A 17,222-nucleotide genomic window follows, 5' to 3' on the forward strand; every position below is an offset into this window, starting at 1 on the left:
GGCGGCGCCAAGGGCGGGCGGCTTCGAGGCAGGGGGCGTGGCGGATGATCGGGCGCGGGGCGGGGCGGACCTTCCTCTTCCTTCAGGGGCCGCACGGCCCCTACTTCGCCGCGCTCGCCCGCGCGCTGCGGGCCGAGGGCGCGCAGGTCCTCAAGGCGGGACTCAGCCGCGCGGACGAGCGGGAATGGGCCGGCGCCGGCCCCTGGCAGCCCTTCACGGGGCGGATGGAGGACTGGCCCGGCTGGCTGGAAACCCTCGTGGCGGAGCGGGGCGTGACCGACATCGCGCTCTATGGCGACGCGCGCCCCGCCCACCGTGCCGCTGCTTTGCTGGCGGAGGCGCAGAACCTGCGGCTCCATGTGTTCGAGGAGGGCTATCTCCGCCCGCATTGGGTGACCTATGAGCGCGGCGGCGCGAACGGGTTTTCCCGCCTGATGGACCTCTCCGTCACGCAAATGGCCGCCGCCTCCCGCGCCGCGCCCTATGACGTGGAGCCTGCGCCGCCTGTCTGGGGCGCCGCCTGGCGGCACGCGGCGCTCGGCTTCCGGCATCATTTCGACATCCTCTTTCGCAACCGCGCCTGGCCGCATTTCCGGCCGCACCGGGAGGCCGGGGCGGCGCGGGAGCTTGGGTTCTACCTTCGCCGCCTCCTCGTCCTGCCCCTGCTCGGGCCGGAGCGGCGCTGGCGGGAGCGCCGGCTGATGCGCGGCGGGCGGCTCTATCACCTCGTCCTCCTCCAGATGGCGGGCGATTCCTCGCTCCGCGCGCACGGGCCCTTCGGCTCCGTCCCCGCCTTCATCGACCATGTGCTTGAAGCCTTCGCCGCCGGCGCCCCGCGCGATCATCTGATCGTCTTCAAGACCCATCCGTTCGAGGACGGGCGGGAGCGGCTGGAGGCGAAGGCGCGGGAGACGGCGCGGCGCCTCGGGCTCGAAGGGCGCATGGTCTTCCTCCACGGCGGCCGCCTCGGCCCGCTGCTGGACCGGGCGCGCACCGCCGTCACCGTGAACTCCACCGCCGGGCAGCAGGCGCTCTGGCGCGGCCTGCCGCTCCACGCCGCGGGGCGGGCCGTCTATTCCAAGCCGGAATTCGTGGACGCGCGCCCGCTCGAAGCCTTCTTCCGCCGCCCCGCGCCGCCGGACGCCGTGGCCTATCGCGAATACCGCCAGTTCCTGCTGATGAGCTCGCAACTCCGCGGCTCCTTCTACACCGCCGCCGGGCGGCGGGCGGCGGCGGAGGCGGCGACGGAGAAGATGCTCGATCCGCTCGATCCCTATGAACGGGTCCTCACGGCTGCGGAGGGGGGCGATGTCGTCGCACTTGCGTCTCGTCGTCGTGTCGGAGCCTGAGAAGGTCTTCTCCTCCAGCTTCGACCGGCGCCGCCGCTCCACGTCTGCGACTAGGGCCGGAATTCGCCAGAACTTCCGGAGCTAGTCGCTGTCGCTATCCGTATCGTAGTTGTAGGTCAGCCTGCTCTCTGTCCGTGAAAACGTCGCATGAGAGATCGCCCCGTTGTCGCGCGCGTGCTTCACCACCTCGGCGACAGTGAGGCCGCCGAGGCCGGCATTCGAATCCCACATCGGGCCGGCGCGAGCGTTCACGAGCCTCAGGGCGACGCTGCAAACCATGCAGGGTCGCTTGACGCCTGCGAGATTTTGCTCCTGGAGCCGTTCCCCGAAGGACGTCGCGATGTGGTCGGCGATCCGACGCTCCGCATGCCGGTCGTCCGGATAGTCGGCGTAGGGCGCGCTCACGATGCGCACGCGCTTGTTGACGATCGCGTCGATCACGGGGCCCTGCTCCCGGTATCGCGGGCCATTCCGGATCGCGGAAACGAGCTTGGTTCGATGCCGGAGGTCTCTGCCGCGGTCGAACTGGTCGAAATGGCGCACAGTCGAATAGATGATGTCGTCGAGGTCGCCGCCGCCCATGGCCCTGTTCGTCTTCGTCTTGTTGCTGGAGACATAGATGGTCCGGTCTGTGTCGCGATAGTAGCACTGAATCTCGACAACGGCGGCGCCGCCATACCGGGTGAAGAAACTCGTCGCGAGCCAGCGCAGGGCCTGCTTCGGGCGCTCGCCGGCGAAGGAGCGCTGAGAGCGGCGCCCTTCGCTGGCGGCCGGGTAGAACTGCTGGTCGAGCGTTCCGCCACCCGGCGGCTGATCGCGCGGAAGGAAGTGGTGCTGGTTTTGCCCGCGGCCGAGCCCTTTCGTTTCTGTCCGGATCGGTCGCGCGGCTGGCGGCGCGCCGCTGGCGAGAACGGAGTCATAGGCCCATGTTGCGCCAAGGCCGATCGCCCCTGCGATCGCGATGCCCATGGCGCCGAAACCGAACAGGAACGCGCCGCCTGCAACCGCGGCGGCGCCGGCCGGATAGCGCCAGTCGGGCCACGCCTGCCCCACGGGCGCGCCAGGGGTCGCAGGATGAGGCGGAGCGATCCGCCGCTGCGATGGCGCCGGCTTCAATTGCGCGGCGCGAAGACTGAGGCGGTCCGCCTCATCCTCCAGCAACCGGTCCTGCACGATCCATACGCCATTGGGCGACGGTGCGCGCACGCGCCCGGCGCGCTGCTGGAGGACGTGGGCGAGCTCATGGCCGAGCAGCCTTCGCCCCGCCGCCGCTTTCGGCTGATACTGGCCGGGCGCAAAGAAGATGTCCTCGCCCATGGTGAATGCGAGTGCGCCGATGGCTGCCGCCTGCCGCCCCACATGCACACGCACGCTTGAAAAGCTGGCGCCGAGACTCCCCTCCACTCCGGCGCGAACGTCGTCGGGGAGGGGGGAGCCGGGGCCGATCTTCCGGATGATCGACGGGTCAACCGGGGACGCGCCCGGTCCCTGCGCGCTGTAGCCCCGAGGCGCTTGCCCCTCGCGCGCCGTAGCGGACGAAGGACTGAGAAACCGCCCTTGAATGACGTATGACTGCAGAAAGCTGACGAGAGCTCCTTCCATGACGGATTTCAGGTTATCAGGCGCCGGCTGCGCTTCCAACAGGCTTCGGTAGCGCCGCGCCAAGCGAACCGGGCCGTCGGCCGCCTCGGCCTTCGGCAATCCGCCCCTGCCTCGGCCCTCGCTTGAGCGGCAGGGCAGGCGGAGGCTCAGCGCAAGAACTGCGTCTGGCGGAGCGATCTGAACCAGGCCAGATGCCTGCCCGGCTCCGATTGTCGGCGCCGCATCCCCGCGTTAACTTTTCTGGGAGGCTGTCGAAGGGGGCCCCATGCGCCGGTTTCTCGCCTATCTCTGCAGCGCGCTCGCGCTCGGCGCGCTCGCCTGGGATGTCTGGACCGGGCCGATGCAGGGCGCGCCGCTCCTCTTCACCTCCACCGCCGAATTCTGGGCCTCGGCCCATCGCGGAAGCCTCGTCGCCTTCGGCGGGGAGATCGAGGCGATGGTCTCCACCGCCGCCTGGCAGGAGGTTGTCCTGCCCGCGCTGCTCCTGCCTGCAGTGGCCGGCTTCGGCGCGCTTGCGCTCCTCTTCTTCCTTCTGGCGCGGATCGGAGGGCGGCGTGCGCGCTGAGCGCGCCATCGCCTTCAAGCGGCTGCCGGAGGTTCCGCCGGCGGAGATCGCCGCGCATATGGCCGACCCGCGGCTGGCGGAACACATGCCGCTCCTTTCCGGCGCATGGGACGAGGCGCGCGCCGCCGCCTTCGTCGCGGCGAAGGAGGCGCGCTGGGCGGAGGACGGGCTCGGCCACTGGGCGATCTTCGCGGGCGGCGCCTATGCCGGCTGGGGCGGGTTCCAGAAGGAGGGGGAGGACTGGGATTTCGGCCTCGTGCTGAAACCAGGCCTCTTCGGCCTCGGCCCCGCCATCGCCCGGGAGGCGCTCGCCTTCGCGCGGGCCGATCCGCGGATCGGCTCCGTCACCTTCCTCCTGCCCCGCTCCCGCGCGCGGCTCGGCGCGCTGGCGCGGCTCGGGGCGAGGGCGGAGGGGGAAGTGGACTATGAGGGCGTCCCGTTCCGGAAATACCGGCTCGAGACGCCCTGAGTCTCAGGCCCGCCGCCGCTGCGGCATGCGCCGCTCCGCCCGCGCGCGGGCCCGCGGGTCCGCCTCGAAGAGCGCGGCGAGCTGCTCCGTCATCGCGCCGGCGAGCTGCTCGACATCGGTGATGGTGACCGCGCGGGAATAGTAGCGCGTCACGTCGTGGCCGATGCCGATGGCGAGAAGCTCCACCGCCTTCCGCCGCTCGATCATCGCGATCACGTCGCGGAGGTGGCGTTCCAGATAATTGGAGGGGTTCACCGAGAGCGTGGAATCGTCCACCGGCGCGCCGTCCGAGATCACCATGAGGATGCGCCGCTGCTCGGGGCGGCGTTCGAGCCGGCGATGCGCCCATTCGAGCGCCTCGCCGTCGATGTTCTCCTTGAGGAGCCCTTCGCGCATCATCAGGCCGAGATTGCGCCGCGCCCGCCGCCACGGCGCGTCCGCGGCCTTGAAGACGATGTGGCGGAGGTCGTTGAGCCGACCGGGCAGGGCGGGGCGCCCCGCTTTCAGCCAGTCCTCCCGCGCCTGCCCGCCCTTCCAGGCGCGCGTGGTGAAGCCGAGGATCTCCACCTTAACGTGGCAGCGCTCCAGCGTCCGCGCCAGAACGTCCGCCGAGATCGCGGCGATGGAGATCGGCCGGCCGCGCATCGAGCCCGAATTGTCGATGAGGAGGGAGACGACGGTGTCCTTGAAATCCGTCTCCTGCTCCATCTTGAAGCTGAGCGGCGTCAAGGGGTTGGTGACGACGCGGGCGAGCCGCCCGGCGTCCAGCACGCCCTCTTCGAGGTCGAACTCCCACGAACGGTTCTGCTGCGCCTGGAGCCGGCGCTGGAGCTTGTTCGCCAGCCGCCCGACCGCGCCCTTCAGCGGGTCGAGCTGCTTGTCGAGATAGGAGCGGAGCCGGTCCAGCTCCTGTTCGTCGCAGAGCTCCTCCGCCCGGATCTCCTCGTCGTGCGCGCGCGTGTAGATGCGGTAGTCCCTGGAGGCGTCGCTGTCCGGGAGGGGCGGGGGCTGGTCCGGCGGGGCGCCCTCGTCCTCGGCCGGGGTCTCGTTCTCCTCCCCGTCCGTCTCCTCGAGTTCGGCCTCGACCTCGGCGCGCTGCGTCTCCGCACTTTCGGATTCGTCGGGGGCGAAATCCTCCGGCTCCTGCTCGTCGCCGCCTTCCTCGTCCCCCGAATCCGCCTCGTCCTCCTCGGGCGCGTCCTCGCCCTCCTGCTCGTCGTCCTCCGGCGCGTCCGGGTCGTCGCCGAGCTGGTCGCCATAGCCCATGTCGGAGATGAGGCGCCGCGCCTGTTTCGCGAAAGCGGTCTGGTCCTCCAGCAGGGTCGCGAGATCGGCCAGCGCCTCGCCGCCCTCGCCCTCCAGCCGCTCGCGCCAGAGTTCGAGCACGTTGGCGACGCCAGCCGGAGCCTTCCGCCCCGTTGCGGCGCAGCGGAGCGCCATCGCCGCGGCGTCGGCGAGCGGCGCGTCCGCCACGTCCCTGATGTCCCCGAGCCCGCGCCGCGTCGCGTCGTCAGAGAGCCGCGCGTCGAGATTGTCCGCGACGCCCGGCATGGCGCGGGCGCCGAGCGCCTCGCAGCGCGCCGTCTCCATCGCCTCGTAGATGCCGCGCGCCATCTCGCCCTGCGGGGCGTAGCGCGCATGGGCGCCCGGATTGTGGAAGCGGAGCTTCAGCGCGGCCGCATCCCCCGCCCCGCGCGCCAGCATCACCTCCGCCCGCGTCATCCGGCGGGAGACCTGGGGGAGCCGCAGCGTGTCGTTCGACATGCCCGGAGGGTCGACGGAGAAGGCGACCGTGAGTTCGGGGTCGTTCGCCATCGCCCGCGTCGCTTCGCCGAGCGCCTTCTTGAACGGGTCCGCCGGGCTGTCGTTCTTGCCGCTCATCAGGCCGCCTCCCCGCGCGTCAGCGCCGTCTCCCCCGCCGCGATGCGGGCGAGGAGATCGACATGGATGTCGAGCGCGTCGATCACGGGGTAGCCCGCATCGCGCCCGTCGAAGGCGAGGCCGAGATCGGTGCCGGCGAGGATCACCGCCTCCGCCCCAGCATCGATCAGCTTCCGCCCCTCGGCGAAGAAGAAGGCCCGCCGCGCCTCGTCGCAGGCGCCGGAGATCGCCGTCTCCCGATAGGCGGCGCCGACCGCCCCGATGTCGTGCGGGATCACGGCCTCCGTCCGCCGCAGCGCCCCGTAGAGCCGGGAGCGCAATACGCCCTCGACCCCGAGAAGCCCGACCCGCCTGAGCCCCGCCGCCGCGAAATGCTCGTCGAGCGGCGCGACGGCGGAGACGAGCGGGAGGGAGGAGAGCGCCTGCGTCTCCGCATAGCAGAAATGCCCGCCGATCGAGGTGATCGCCGCGCACTCCGCCCCCGCCGCCTTCAGCCGGTCGATGAGGCGCGCGTAGATCGCCGCCTGCGCCGCCCGGTCGTCCGCCGCGTTGTTGCGCGCGAGGTCCTGCACCTCGGCATGGGCGATGGTCAGCTCCAGCCGCTTCCCGCGCGCCGCCATCGCCGCCGTGAGCCGCCGGTAATAGGCGATTGTCGCCGCGACGCCGATTCCGCCGATCAGCCCGATATGCATGGCCTCATCCGAGGCTCAGGCTCGCCGCGCTCTCGGGCAGCTCCTCGCCGAAGCAGCGCTGGTAGAACTCGGCGACCGTCTGCCGCTCCAGCTCGTCGCACTTGTTGAGGAAGGTGACGCGGAAGGCGAAGCCGACATCGTGGAAGATCGCCGCATTGTCCGCCCAGGCGATGACGGTGCGCGGGCTCATGACGGTGGAAAGGTCCCCGTTCATGAAGGCGCTGCGCGTCAGGTCCGCGACGGTCACCATGCGGGAGATGACCTTCTTGTCCGTCATCGGGCACTTGGCGTGGACGATCTTCGCCTCGATGTCGTGCGGCAGGTAGTTGAGCGTCACGATCATGGACCAGCGGTCCATCTGGCCCTGGTTGATCTGCTGCGTGCCGTGATAGAGCCCGGTCGTATCCCCGAGGCCCACCGTGTTCGCCGTCGCGAAGAGGCGGAAGGAAGGGTGGGGGTGGATGACCTCGTTCTGGTCGAGGAGCGTCAGCTTCCCGTCCACCTCCAGAACGCGCTGGATCACGAACATCACGTCCGGGCGCCCGGCGTCGTACTCGTCGAAGACGATCGCGGTCGGGTTCCGCAGCGCCCAGGGAAGGATGCCCTCCTTGAACTCGGTCACCTGAACGCCGTCCTGCAGGCGGATCGCGTCCTTCCCGATCAGGTCGATGCGGGAGATGTGGCTGTCGAGGTTCACGCGCACGCAGGGCCAGTTGAGCCGCGCCGCGACCTGCTCGATATGCGTCGATTTGCCCGTGCCGTGATAGCCCTGGATCATGACGCGGCGGTTGAAGGAGAAGCCGGCGAGAATCGCCAGCGTCGTGTCACGGTCGAAGACATAGGCCGGGTCGAGGTCGGGCACGCGCTCGGTGCGCTGGGAGAAGCCCTTGACCGGCATGTTCACCTTGAAGCCGAAGACCTTCTCGCAGTCGATCTCCGTGTTCGGCCCGTCCGCCAGGCTGGCTCCGCCATCCGCCATCGTTCGCATTCCCTCGTTTCGCATCGCGCCACGTTGTAGGGGCGGGGCAGGGGCGAAGCAAGCGGGGCCCGTTGACAGCCGGCGCCTCCGCGCGCCATCTCGCGCCGCCATGACCCATGATCCCCGCTCCGTCACCCGCCGCGTCGCCGCGCCCGTTTCCGTCTCGCGGCCCGTCTCCTCCCCGATCCACACCTCGGTCGTCTATCGCTCGACCGACGCGGACGAACTCGACTCGCAATACGAGGGCCGGGCGAAGGGCTACACCTACAGCCGCGAAGGGCACCCGAACGCCACCATCGTGGCGGAGAAGATCGACTGGCTGGAAGGCGTGAAGCCGGAATGGGGCGGCGGCGTCGTCGTCGCCTCCGGCATGGCCGCCGTCTCCGCCATGCTGCTCGCCCTGATGCGGGCGGGGGACCATGTGGTGGCCGGCAACCAGCTCTACGGCCGCTCGCTCCGCCTGATGACGCAGGACATGCCGCGCATGGGCTTCGGCGTGACGCTGGCGGACCCGACGGACGCGGCGGCGATCCGCGCCGCGATCCGGCCGGAGACGCGGCTGATCCTGGTCGAGACCGTCTCCAACCCCACGCTCCGCGTCGCGGACATGGCGGGGATCGCCGCGGCGGCGAAGGAGGCCGGCGTCCTCCTCGCGGTGGACAACACCTTCACCACGCCCCGCGGCTGGAAGCCGTTCGAGAACGGGGCGGACATCGTGATCCATTCGCTCACCAAGCTCCTCGCCGGGCATTCGGACGCGATGCTCGGCTATGTCGCGGGCCGGACGCCGGAAATGAACAAGGCCTTCTACGACGCTGCCGTGACCTGGGGCTTCGCGCCCTCGCCCTTCGACTGCTGGCTGACGGAGCGCGGCCTCTCCACCTTCACGCTCCGCTATGACCGGGCCGAGGCGACCGCCGCCGCGCTGGCGGACCGGCTGGCCGGGCTGAAGGGCGTCAAGCGCGTGCTCTATCCCGGCCGGTCCGACCATCCGGACCACAACCGGGCGGGCGACCTCCTGAAGGGCCGGTTCGGCAACATGATGAGCTTCGTGCTCGACGGCGGGCGGGAGACGGTCAACCGCTTCCTCCGCGCCGCCGAGCACATCCCCTTCGCGCCGACGCTGGGCGATGTCGGGACGACCCTCTCGCATCCCGCCTCCTCCTCCCATCGCGGGCTTACGGTCGAGGCCCGCGCCGCGATCGGCATCGAGGAGGGCTTCATCCGCACCTCCGTCGGCGTCGAGGAGCCGGAGCAGCTGATCGGCGAGATCGAACGCGCCGTCGCCGCCTCGCACGGCTGATCCCCCTCAGCCCGCGCGGAGCCCCTGCATGAGCCGCCCCGGGGCGCCGGCCCCTGGCCGCAACCCGGCGAGGGAGAGCATCCGCCAGCCAAGCGCGAGGTTGGAGGAGAGGAAGGGCCTGCCGCTCTCGGTCTCCATCGCCTCCACGATCCCGAGCGTGCGGAGATTGGTGCAGGAGGCGAAGACGGCCTCCACCCCCGGCGCGGCGGCGAGGCGGAGCGCGGCCTCCAGCGTCGAAGCCTCCGCGATCCGCGCGACCGTCGCCTCCCGCTCCTCCTCGTAGGAGGCGAAGGCGGCGATCTCGATCCCCGCCGCCTCCAGCGCCGCCCGCATCGCGGCGGAGACCTCGGGCCGGTAGGGCGTGAGGAAGCCGAGCCGCCGCGCGCCAAGCGCCCGCAGGGCGGCGATGACGGCGGAGAGCGGGTCCGTCACGGGAACGCCGGGGAGCGCGGCGCCGACCAGCCCGGCGACGCGCTCCGGCCCGATCACCGTCGCTCCCGATGTGCAGCCATAGCCGACGGCGCGGAGCCCGGCGGCGGGAAGGAGCGCGGCGGAGGCCGTCATCTCCCCCGCCATCGCGGCCAGCGTCTCCTTCGTCACGGTCGGGGCCGAGGGAATCCGGCTGTGATAGAGCGGCGCCTGCTCGGGGATCATCCGGCGCATCTCGGGCTCGAGCGTCTCGTCCGTCGCGAGCACGATGAGGCCGAGCGCCCCGTTCGCCGCGAAGCCGCCATCCGTCTCGAACCCCGCGCGCATGAACGCCTCCTCAGATCACGGGAAGGTCCGGCGGCGCCCGCTCCGTCAGGAGCCGCGCGCCCCCCTCCTCGACGACGATGACCTCCTCCGCGACCATCATCAAGCCCGGCCCCGTCTCGACCGAGGGCTCCAGCGTCAGCACCATGCCGGGGCGGAGCGGCGTCCCGTCCCAGGGCGCGAGGCTCGGCGGCTCCGTCAGCTGCATCCCGAGGCCGTGGCCGAAGCGGCCGACATCGCCCCCGGCGCCGGCGCCGAGGCTCTCCGCCATCGCGCGCCAGAGGCCCGCGCAGCTCTCCCCCGGCCGCGCCGCCGCGAGCCCGGCCTCCACCGCCGCGTGCAGCCGCGCATGGCCGCGCCGCGCCGCCTCCGAAGCATGGCCGAGCGCGAAATTGCGATCGAAATCGCAGAAATAGCCCTCAAGGCTCGCGCCCGTGTCGAGCATCAGAACGTCGCCCTCGCGGAGCGGCTCCGGGCCGGGCGGGGAGATCACGTCGGCGTAGCCCTCCGGCCCATGCCCGCCGACGAGATAGGGAACCTCCTCCGCCCCCGCCTCAAGGAGCGCGATGCGGAAGGCGCGGAAGGCCGCCGCCATGCTCATGCCGGGCGCGAAGAGCCGGGGCGCGCGGGCGAAGGCGGCGGAGCCGATCCGGCAGATCGACTCGATCTTCGCGATTTCCGCCACGCTCTTGACCATGCGGAGGTCGCGGAGGAGCGGCGCGGCGTCCCCGAACTCCCGCCCGAGCGCGCGGAGATCGGCGAGCGGCATCCGGAGGCTCGTCTCCGGCCCCGTCGGCAGGCCGAGCCGAGGATAGGGGCGGAGCGCGTCGCGGAGGAGGCTCACGCCGTCATCATCCGGGCGGGGCGCGGGCCAGGTCCGCATATCCTCCACCCAGGTCTGCGCCATCAGCGCGGCGCCGATCTCCGGGATCACGGCGACGGGCCGCCCCTCCCGCGGCAGGATCAGGAACCAGGGCCGCGTCGGGCTGAGCCAGAAGGCGGTGCGGAAGCCGCTGAAATAGCGGAACTCGGGCTCGGTTGTGAGGAGGATCGCGTCGAACCCCGCCGCCGCCATCGCCGCCTGCGCGCGCGCCGTCCGCGCCTCGTATTCCGCCCGGGGAAAGTCAGGCATCCTCCGGCCCCTCGCTGAGAAAGACGAGCGCGCGGCTCTCCGGCCCGAGCCCGGCAGCCCCCGCCCGCGCCGCCGCTTCGAGCCCGGCGAAGCCCGCGCCGCCCGAGGGCGTGGTGGGAAGCCCGGCCTCGCCGAGCGCGCGCCCGGCCCCGTCCGCCTCCGCCTCGGTCACGGTCATGAAGAGGTCCGCGTCCCGCGCCAGCGCCGCGAGCGCGAGATGGGAGGGCTCCTTGCAGTCGAGCCGCCCCATGATCGAGACGGGCCCGGGCGCGAGTGCGGGCCGCCCCGCCCGCACGCTTTCGAGGAGCGCGGGCGCGAAGGCCGGCTCGACCACGGCGATGACAGGCCCCGCGCCCCAGACGCGCCGCGCATGGGCGGCGACAGCCGCCGCCAGCCCGCCGACCCCGGCTTGGAGGAAGAGATGCGTGGGCGGCGCCGGCATGGCCGCCGCGGCCTCCTCCGCCATGATGAGGTAACCCTCCATCACGTCCCGCGCCGGGGCCGAATAGCCGGGCCAGCTCGAATCGGAGAGAAGAAACCACCCCTCCCGCGCAGCCGCTTCCGCCGCCGCCGCCATCGCCTCTTCATAGATCGCCCCGTAGCGGACGACGCGCGCGCCGCGGGCGCGGAGCCGGTCCGCGAAGGCCTCCGGCACCGTCTCCGCCACGTAGATCGCCGCCTCCGCGCCGAAGGCCGCGGCCCCCGCGGCGACGGAAAGGCCGTGATTGCCGGCGGACGCCGTGACGATCGTCTCCCCCTCCAGCCGCCCGCCCCGCGCCTCCGCCCGCTTCGCGATGGCGTGTGCGGCGCCCAGCGCCTTGAAGCTGCCGAGCCCCATCCGCCCGCGCTCGTCCTTGAGATGCAGCGCCCCGATCCCGGGCCGGGCGGCGAGGTCGGGCCGGTTCAGCAGCGGCGTCCCCGCCGCCTTCGGGCACCGGGCGAAAAGCGCACGCGCCGCCGCCGGGTCGCTCTCCACGCTTCCGGGTTCGACCGGGGCCCCGGCCGGCAGGCCGCTGCCGCGGAACGGATTGGCGAAGATCGTCAAGGGCTTCTCTCCCGGTCACGCTGCGCGGGCTTGCCCCGGCGGCCGCCCTTCGCTCTATCTGTCGACCATGCGGGGACCGGGGCGCAAGAACCAATCCGATTCGCCGGCGCGGCCATGAGCGCGCCGCATCTCTTCACGCGCGGGGCCGGGGCGGGGGCGGCGCATCTGCGCCTCATGGCGAGTTCCGACCTCCACGCCCATGTCCACCCCTGGGATTACCACGCCGACCGGCCTGACGGGACAATCGGCCTCGCCCGCCTCTCCGCCCTCGCGCGGGAGATGCGGGAGGGGGCGGCGAACGCGCTTCTCCTCGACAACGGCGACTTCCTGCAAGGCTCGCCGCTGGCGGATCATGTCGCCTTCGAGACGGGCTCGGGAACGGGCCACCCCGTCATCGCCGCGATGAACGCCGCCGGCTATGACGCGGCGGCGCTCGGGAACCACGAATTCAACTACGGGCTCGACTTCCTGCGGGGCGCGCTCTCCGCCGCCGCCTTCCCCGTCCTCTGCGCGAACGTGACGGACGAAGCGGGCGCCCCGCTCTTCGCCGGGACCGCGATTCTGGAGCGGCGGCTCACGGACGGCGCGGGGGCGGACCATGCTTTCCGCATCGGTCTTTTCGGCGTCCTCCCGCCGCAGATCATGGTCTGGGATGCGCGCCATCTCGAAGGCCGCGCCCGGGCCGGGGACATGGTCAGGGCGGCGGAGGCGGCCATCGCCGCACTGCGGGCGGCGGGCGCCGATCTCGTCATCGGCCTCTGCCATACCGGGATCGGGCCGGAGGCGCACAGCGAGGGGATGGAGAATGCCGCGCTCCCCCTCGCCGCGCTGGAGGGGCTCGACGCGATGATCCTCGGCCACAGCCACCGCGTCCTCCCCGGGCCGGACCATGCGGGCGCGCCGGGCGTGGACGCCGCGAAGGGCCTCGTCGGCGGAAAGCCCGCGGCGGCCCCCGGCGCCTTCGGCTCGCATCTCGGGGTGATCGACCTCCTTCTCCGCAAGGAGGGCGGGCGCTGGCGCGTGACGGAAGCCGAGTCCTCCGTCGCCGTGCCCGAAGAGGGCGGCCCGCTGGACGAGGCGGTGCTGGACGCCGTGCGCGCCGATCATGCGGCGACGCTGGCCTATGTCCGCCGCCCGGTCGGGCGGAGCGCCCAGCCGCTCCATTCGTGGTTCGCCCTTGCGGCGGAAAGCCCGGCGGTGCGCATCGTGGCGGAGGCGCAGGCCGCCTATATGCGCCGGATGCTGGCGGGCACGGAATGGGAGGCCCTGCCGCTCCTTTCCGCAGCCTCGCCCTTCAAGGCCGGCGGGCGCGGCGGGCCGGGCTACTATACAGACGTTCCGGCCGGCGACCTCGCCATCCGCAACGTCGCCGACCTCTACGTCTACCCGAACACCGTGCGCGCCCTCCTCGTCACCGGCGCGGAGGCGCGGGACTGGCTGGAGCGCGCCGCCGGCCTCTTCAACCGCATCGCGCCCGGAGCGCATGACGCGCCGCTGATCGACCCGGGCTTCCCGGCTTTCAACTTCGACACCCTCCTCGGCCTCACCTGGGAATTCGACCTTTCCCGCCCCGCGAGGTTCGACGCCGAGGGGGCGCCGGCTTTCCCCGGTCCGGGGCGGGTGCGAAACCTCTGCGTCGCGGGCCGGCCCGTTGAGCCGGACGAGCGCTTCGTGATCGTGACGAACAGCTACCGCGCCTCGGGCGGCGGCGGCTTCCCCGGCGCGTCGGAGGAGCGGGTGATCTTCGACGGGCCGGACGCGAACCGGGACATCCTCCTCGCCCATATCCGGGAGGGCGGGGCGGAGCGGCCGCCCGGCCCGCCCTCCTGGCGGCTGACCGGCCCGAAGGGCGCCACGGCGATCTTCCGGAGCGGTCCGGGCTCGGCCTTCCACGCCGCTTCCGCGCCCGGATTGCGGCTGGAGGAGGCGGGGATGGACGAAGCGGGCTTCCTCCGCTGGCGCATCCGGTTCTAGGCTGGACCTCCCGCGCCCGCGCGCCATGTCCTCGCGCATGAAGACGATACTGATCCTCGCCCTCCTCCTTCTCTCCCCGGTTCTCGCCCGCGCGAGCGAGGAGGCCGCCTGGGCCGCGCTCTCCCGCCCCGGCGCGATCGCCCTCATGCGCCACGCCCTTGCGCCCGGGACGGGGGACCCGCCGAATTTCACGCTCGGGGACTGCGCGACGCAGCGCAATCTCGACGGGCGGGGGCGGGAGCAGGCGCGCCGCGCCGGCGCGGCGCTCCTCGAGAAGGGCGTCGCGTTCGACCGCGTCTTCACCTCGGAATGGTGCCGGGCGCGGGAGACGGCGGAGCTGCTCGGCCACGGCGCGCCGGAGCCGCTTCCCGCGCTCAATTCCTTCTTTGGCGAGCGAAGCCTCGGGCCGGAGCGCACGGAGGCCGCGCTCGCCGCACTGGCCGCCTTGCCCGAAGGCGCGCGCGTCATGCTCGTCTCGCATCAGGTAAACGTGACCGCGCTCTCCGGCGTCTTTCCCGCCTCGGGCGAGATCGTCGTCGGCTTTCTCGGGCCGGAAGGGTTCGAGGCGGCGGGAACGATCCTGATCGCGCCCTGAGCCGGTTTCGCCGCCCTCGCCCGCCATGCTAGAAGCGGGGCGGGAGGATCGAACATGAACGCCGAAAGCCAGCCCCTCATCCTGCGCGAAGACTCCGCGGGCGTCGTAACGCTCACGCTCAACCGCCCCGGCGCGCGAAACGCGCTCTCCCGCCCGCTCATGGCGGCGCTGATGGAGGCGCTGGGGGAAGCGGAGGCGGACGAGGCCGCGCGCGTCGTCGTCATCGCCGGCGCGGGGCCGGGCTTCTGCGCCGGGCATGACCTCCGGGAGGTGCGGGCCAATCCGGGCCGGGCGGCCTATGAGGCGCTCTTCGCGGAATGCTCCGCGCTCATGCTCCGCATCCAGCGGCTGCGGCTCCCGGTCATCGCGCGGGTTCATGGCGTGGCGACGGCGGCGGGCTGCCAGCTCGTCGCGACCTGCGATCTCGCCGTGGCGGATCCGGGCGCCCGCTTCGCGACGCCGGGGGTCAACATCGGCCTCTTCTGCTCGACGCCGATGGTCGCCCTTTCCCGCGCCGTCGGGCGCAAGGCGGCGATGCGGATGCTGCTGACGGGGGAGATGATCGGGGCGGACGAGGCGCTGCGCCTCGGCCTCGTCTCGCATCTCGCCGCGCCCGGCGCCCTGGAGGCGGAGACGGCGGCGCTCGCCGCTCTCATCGCCGCGAAATCTCCGCTGACGCTCGAGATCGGCAAGCGCGCCTTCTACGAGCAGGCGGAGAAGGAGACAGAGGCGGCCTACGCCTTCGCCTCCGAGGTGATGACCCGCAACATGCTCGCACGCGACGCCGAGGAGGGGATCGACGCCTTCCTTCAGAAGCGGGAGCCGGTCTGGGAGGGGCGGTAGGCAATCGCCGCTGTCCCGGCCCTGAGCCGGGACCCCGGCGCACAACCAGCCCGGAAACCGCTATTTCTGATATTGATTTAATATCAGATAGTTGACCCCCTTGCACACTGTGTGCACACACGCCGCGCCGGCCGTTAAGCCCGCCTTAGGCGCGAGCGCGCAGTCTCCCTTTCTCTCAACAGGGGCGGGTGATGGCGGATGGCGGGGATTTCGGGGCGGAGGCGGGGGCGGAGCGTCTGATCGGCTCCTCGCCCGTGATGCGCGCCCTTCGCCGCCGCCTCGCCCGCGTCGCCCGGTCGGAGGCGACCGTCCTCCTGACGGGCGAGAGCGGGACGGGCAAGGAGCTCTGCGCGGAGGCGATCCACGCCGCCTCGCCCCGCGCCGCGGGGCCTTTCGTGCCGGTCAATTGCGGGGCGATCCCGGCGGAGCTGATCGAGGCGGAGCTTTTCGGCCATCGCCGCGGCGCCTTCACCGGCGCGGTGGCGGACCGGACGGGGGCGGCGCAGGCGGCTTCGGGCGGCACGCTCTTTCTCGACGAGCTCTGCGAATTGCCGCTCGCCTCGCAGACGCGGCTCCTCCGCTTCCTCGAAACCGGCGCGGTGACGCGGCTGGGCGACCCGACGCCGCGCGCGGCTGACGCCCGCATCGTCGCCGCCACGAACCGGGATCCGGCGGCGGAAATGGCGGCGGGAAGACTGAGGGAGGATCTCTATTGGCGCCTCCATGTCCTCCCCGTCCACGCCCCGCCGCTCCGGGAGCGGGGGGAAGACGCGGTGGAGATCGCCCGCGCGCTCCTGCCGCGCCTCGCGGCGGAGGAGCGGGTTCCTGTTCCTCGGCTCGGTCCCGAAGCGGAGGCGGCGATTCGCGCCCATCTCTGGCCCGGCAATGTCCGCGAGCTTGCCAACGCCCTCCGTCGCGCCGTCGTGCTTGGGGAGGGGGAGGCGGCGACGCCGGAACGGCTCGGCCTCGCCGCTTCGCCCGCCCCCGCGCCGCACAACGGCGCCGAGGGCGCGGCGGAGGCGCTGCTCGGCCTGCCCTTCGCGGAGATCGAGCGCCTCGTCATATCCGCCGCAATCCGCCGCTGGGGCAGCGCGCCGAAGGCCGCCCGCGCCCTCGGCCTCTCGCCCTCCACGCTCTACCGCAAGCAGGAGGGATGGGCGGAGGGCTGAACGCGCCGCTTGCCTCCGCCGCTCATCGGCGCTAGGCCCGCCGCGCAAAACGGAGCCTCGCCCATGCTGACCCGCCCCCTCCTGATCGGAATCGTCGCGATGGCGGCGGTCGTCCTCGCGTCGAACATCCTCGTGCAGCATCTGCTGGGGGACTGGCTGACCTGGGGCGCGCTGACCTATCCGCTCGCCTTCCTCGTGACCGACCTGACGAACCGGGCCCTCGGCCCCGCCGCGGCGCGGCGGGTGGTGGCGGCCGGCTTCGTCGTCGGGGTCGTGGCGTCCCTCATCGCGAGCCGCTTCGTGAACGAGTTCGGGGACCCGCTGGTGACGCTCCGCATCGCGCTCGGCTCCGGCCTCGCCTTCCTGACGGCGCAGTTGCTCGACGTCGCGATCTTCGACCGGCTGCGCGCCGGGGCCTGGTGGCGGGCGCCGCTCCTCTCCTCGCTCTTCGGCTCGGCGGTGGACACGGCGATCTTCTTCTCCGTCGCCTTCTCCGCCGCCTTCCTCTTCCTCGACCCGGCGGACCCGAACGGCTGGGCGCGGGAAATCGTCCCGCTGCTCGGCTTCGGCCCGGCGGCGCCGCTCTGGGTATCCCTCGCGGTGGCGGATTTCGGGGTGAAGCTGGCGCTGGCGGCGGCGGCGCTGGCGCCCTTCCGGCTTCTTTCCCGACGTTTCGCATAATCGCTTGCGTTCCTGCGCGGTCGTGGCATCCTTCTCGCAGTCGCAACAACTGAAAGGAGGTGATCCGATGCATCATGAGTTCGTCGGCGCGTCGGACGGATCGCAGCTCGCTACGCGGAAGGGGCAGCCCTCTTTCAGCTGATGCGCGCCGCCCGCCGGGGTTCGCCCCGCAGCGGACGACGCCCGTGAC

Annotated in this window: 16 protein-coding genes; 9 read left to right on the forward strand and 7 right to left on the reverse strand. The window is 72.2% G+C overall.

Annotated features, from left to right (window positions below):
• The first annotated feature begins 44 nt into the window (after window positions 1–44).
• Window positions 45–1,349, forward strand: coding sequence for a capsule biosynthesis protein CapA (locus tag ACE37J_RS09880; RefSeq protein ID WP_409710828.1), 1,305 nt, complete (start codon window positions 45–47; stop codon window positions 1,347–1,349).
• Between the two features lie 81 nt (window positions 1,350–1,430).
• Here ACE37J_RS09880 and ACE37J_RS09885 read toward each other — a convergent pair whose 3' ends face one another.
• Window positions 1,431–3,050: a DUF4157 domain-containing protein gene (locus ACE37J_RS09885; RefSeq protein ID WP_409710830.1), complete on the reverse strand. Its 1,620-nt coding sequence runs from the start codon at window positions 3,048–3,050 to the stop codon at window positions 1,431–1,433.
• Window positions 3,051–3,216: 166 nt separating this feature from the next.
• Here ACE37J_RS09885 and ACE37J_RS09890 point away from each other — a divergent pair, with 166 nt between their 5' ends.
• Together ACE37J_RS09890 and ACE37J_RS09895 are read left to right on the forward strand one after the other, a co-directional pair.
• On the forward strand, window positions 3,217–3,516 hold the full coding sequence (locus ACE37J_RS09890) for a hypothetical protein (protein WP_409710832.1): 300 nt from the start codon (window positions 3,217–3,219) through the stop codon (window positions 3,514–3,516).
• Window positions 3,517–3,574: 58 nt separating this feature from the next.
• Window positions 3,575–3,985 (forward strand): hypothetical protein, encoded by a 411-nt coding sequence (locus ACE37J_RS09895; protein WP_409710965.1) that lies wholly within the window; start codon window positions 3,575–3,577, stop codon window positions 3,983–3,985.
• A 3-nt stretch (window positions 3,986–3,988) separates the two neighbouring features.
• Here the strand turns inward: ACE37J_RS09895 and cobT are convergent, their stop codons facing one another.
• The 3 genes from cobT to cobS are packed head-to-tail and all read right to left on the reverse strand — an operon-like array spanning window position 3,989 to window position 7,537.
• Window positions 3,989–5,866 carry a cobaltochelatase subunit CobT gene (gene cobT, locus ACE37J_RS09900; protein ID WP_409710834.1) on the reverse strand — a complete coding sequence of 626 codons (1,878 nt, stop codon included), beginning with the start codon at window positions 5,864–5,866 and terminating at the stop codon, window positions 3,989–3,991.
• Complete coding sequence (locus tag ACE37J_RS09905) at window positions 5,866–6,558, reverse strand: aspartate/glutamate racemase family protein (RefSeq protein ID WP_409710836.1); 693 nt, start codon at window positions 6,556–6,558, stop codon at window positions 5,866–5,868. Before ACE37J_RS09905 ends, cobT begins: the two co-directional genes overlap by 1 nt.
• Window positions 6,559–6,562: 4 nt before the next feature.
• Window positions 6,563–7,537 carry a cobaltochelatase subunit CobS gene (gene cobS / locus ACE37J_RS09910; RefSeq protein WP_409710838.1) on the reverse strand — a complete coding sequence of 325 codons (975 nt, stop codon included), beginning with the start codon at window positions 7,535–7,537 and terminating at the stop codon, window positions 6,563–6,565.
• Window positions 7,538–7,646: 109 nt separating this feature from the next.
• Between cobS and ACE37J_RS09915 the strand changes: the two genes are divergently transcribed.
• Window positions 7,647–8,840 carry a trans-sulfuration enzyme family protein gene (locus ACE37J_RS09915; protein ID WP_409710840.1) on the forward strand — a complete coding sequence of 398 codons (1,194 nt, stop codon included), beginning with the start codon at window positions 7,647–7,649 and terminating at the stop codon, window positions 8,838–8,840.
• A 6-nt stretch (window positions 8,841–8,846) separates the two neighbouring features.
• On the opposite strand, the gene ACE37J_RS09920 is transcribed toward ACE37J_RS09915, so the two are convergent.
• From ACE37J_RS09920 to ACE37J_RS09930, 3 genes are read right to left on the reverse strand one after another with little or no spacing between them, the layout of a single operon-like run.
• Window positions 8,847–9,596 (reverse strand): Asp/Glu racemase, encoded by a 750-nt coding sequence (locus tag ACE37J_RS09920; protein ID WP_409710842.1) that lies wholly within the window; start codon window positions 9,594–9,596, stop codon window positions 8,847–8,849.
• A 10-nt stretch (window positions 9,597–9,606) separates the two neighbouring features.
• The gene (locus ACE37J_RS09925; RefSeq protein ID WP_409710844.1) at window positions 9,607–10,725 is read right to left on the reverse strand and encodes a M24 family metallopeptidase; all 1,119 of its coding nucleotides are present in this window, start codon (window positions 10,723–10,725) and stop codon (window positions 9,607–9,609) included.
• Window positions 10,718–11,770, reverse strand: coding sequence for a pyridoxal-phosphate dependent enzyme (locus tag ACE37J_RS09930; protein WP_409710845.1), 1,053 nt, complete (start codon window positions 11,768–11,770; stop codon window positions 10,718–10,720). Before ACE37J_RS09930 ends, ACE37J_RS09925 begins: the two co-directional genes overlap by 8 nt.
• A gap of 114 nt (window positions 11,771–11,884) precedes the next feature.
• Here ACE37J_RS09930 and ACE37J_RS09935 point away from each other — a divergent pair, with 114 nt between their 5' ends.
• The 5 genes from ACE37J_RS09935 (at window position 11,885) to ACE37J_RS09955 (ending at window position 17,032) form a co-directional block, all read left to right on the forward strand.
• A complete protein-coding gene (locus ACE37J_RS09935; protein ID WP_409710847.1) occupies window positions 11,885–13,744 on the forward strand; it encodes a bifunctional 2',3'-cyclic-nucleotide 2'-phosphodiesterase/3'-nucleotidase in 1,860 nt (619 codons plus the stop codon).
• Between the two features lie 37 nt (window positions 13,745–13,781).
• A complete protein-coding gene (locus ACE37J_RS09940) occupies window positions 13,782–14,339 on the forward strand; it encodes a histidine phosphatase family protein (protein ID WP_409710849.1) in 558 nt (185 codons plus the stop codon).
• A 54-nt stretch (window positions 14,340–14,393) separates the two neighbouring features.
• Window positions 14,394–15,182, forward strand: a complete 789-nt coding sequence (locus tag ACE37J_RS09945; protein WP_409710851.1) for an enoyl-CoA hydratase — start codon at window positions 14,394–14,396, stop codon at window positions 15,180–15,182.
• A gap of 191 nt (window positions 15,183–15,373) precedes the next feature.
• Window positions 15,374–16,351 (forward strand): sigma-54 interaction domain-containing protein, encoded by a 978-nt coding sequence (locus ACE37J_RS09950; RefSeq protein ID WP_409710853.1) that lies wholly within the window; start codon window positions 15,374–15,376, stop codon window positions 16,349–16,351.
• A 66-nt stretch (window positions 16,352–16,417) separates the two neighbouring features.
• The gene (locus ACE37J_RS09955) at window positions 16,418–17,032 is read left to right on the forward strand and encodes a queuosine precursor transporter (RefSeq protein WP_409710967.1); all 615 of its coding nucleotides are present in this window, start codon (window positions 16,418–16,420) and stop codon (window positions 17,030–17,032) included.
• The last annotated feature ends 190 nt before the right edge of the window (window positions 17,033–17,222 follow it).

It is taken from the genome of Pikeienuella sp., assembly GCF_046290545.1.
In the GTDB taxonomy this organism is placed as follows: Bacteria; Pseudomonadota; Alphaproteobacteria; order Rhodobacterales; family Rhodobacteraceae; genus Pikeienuella.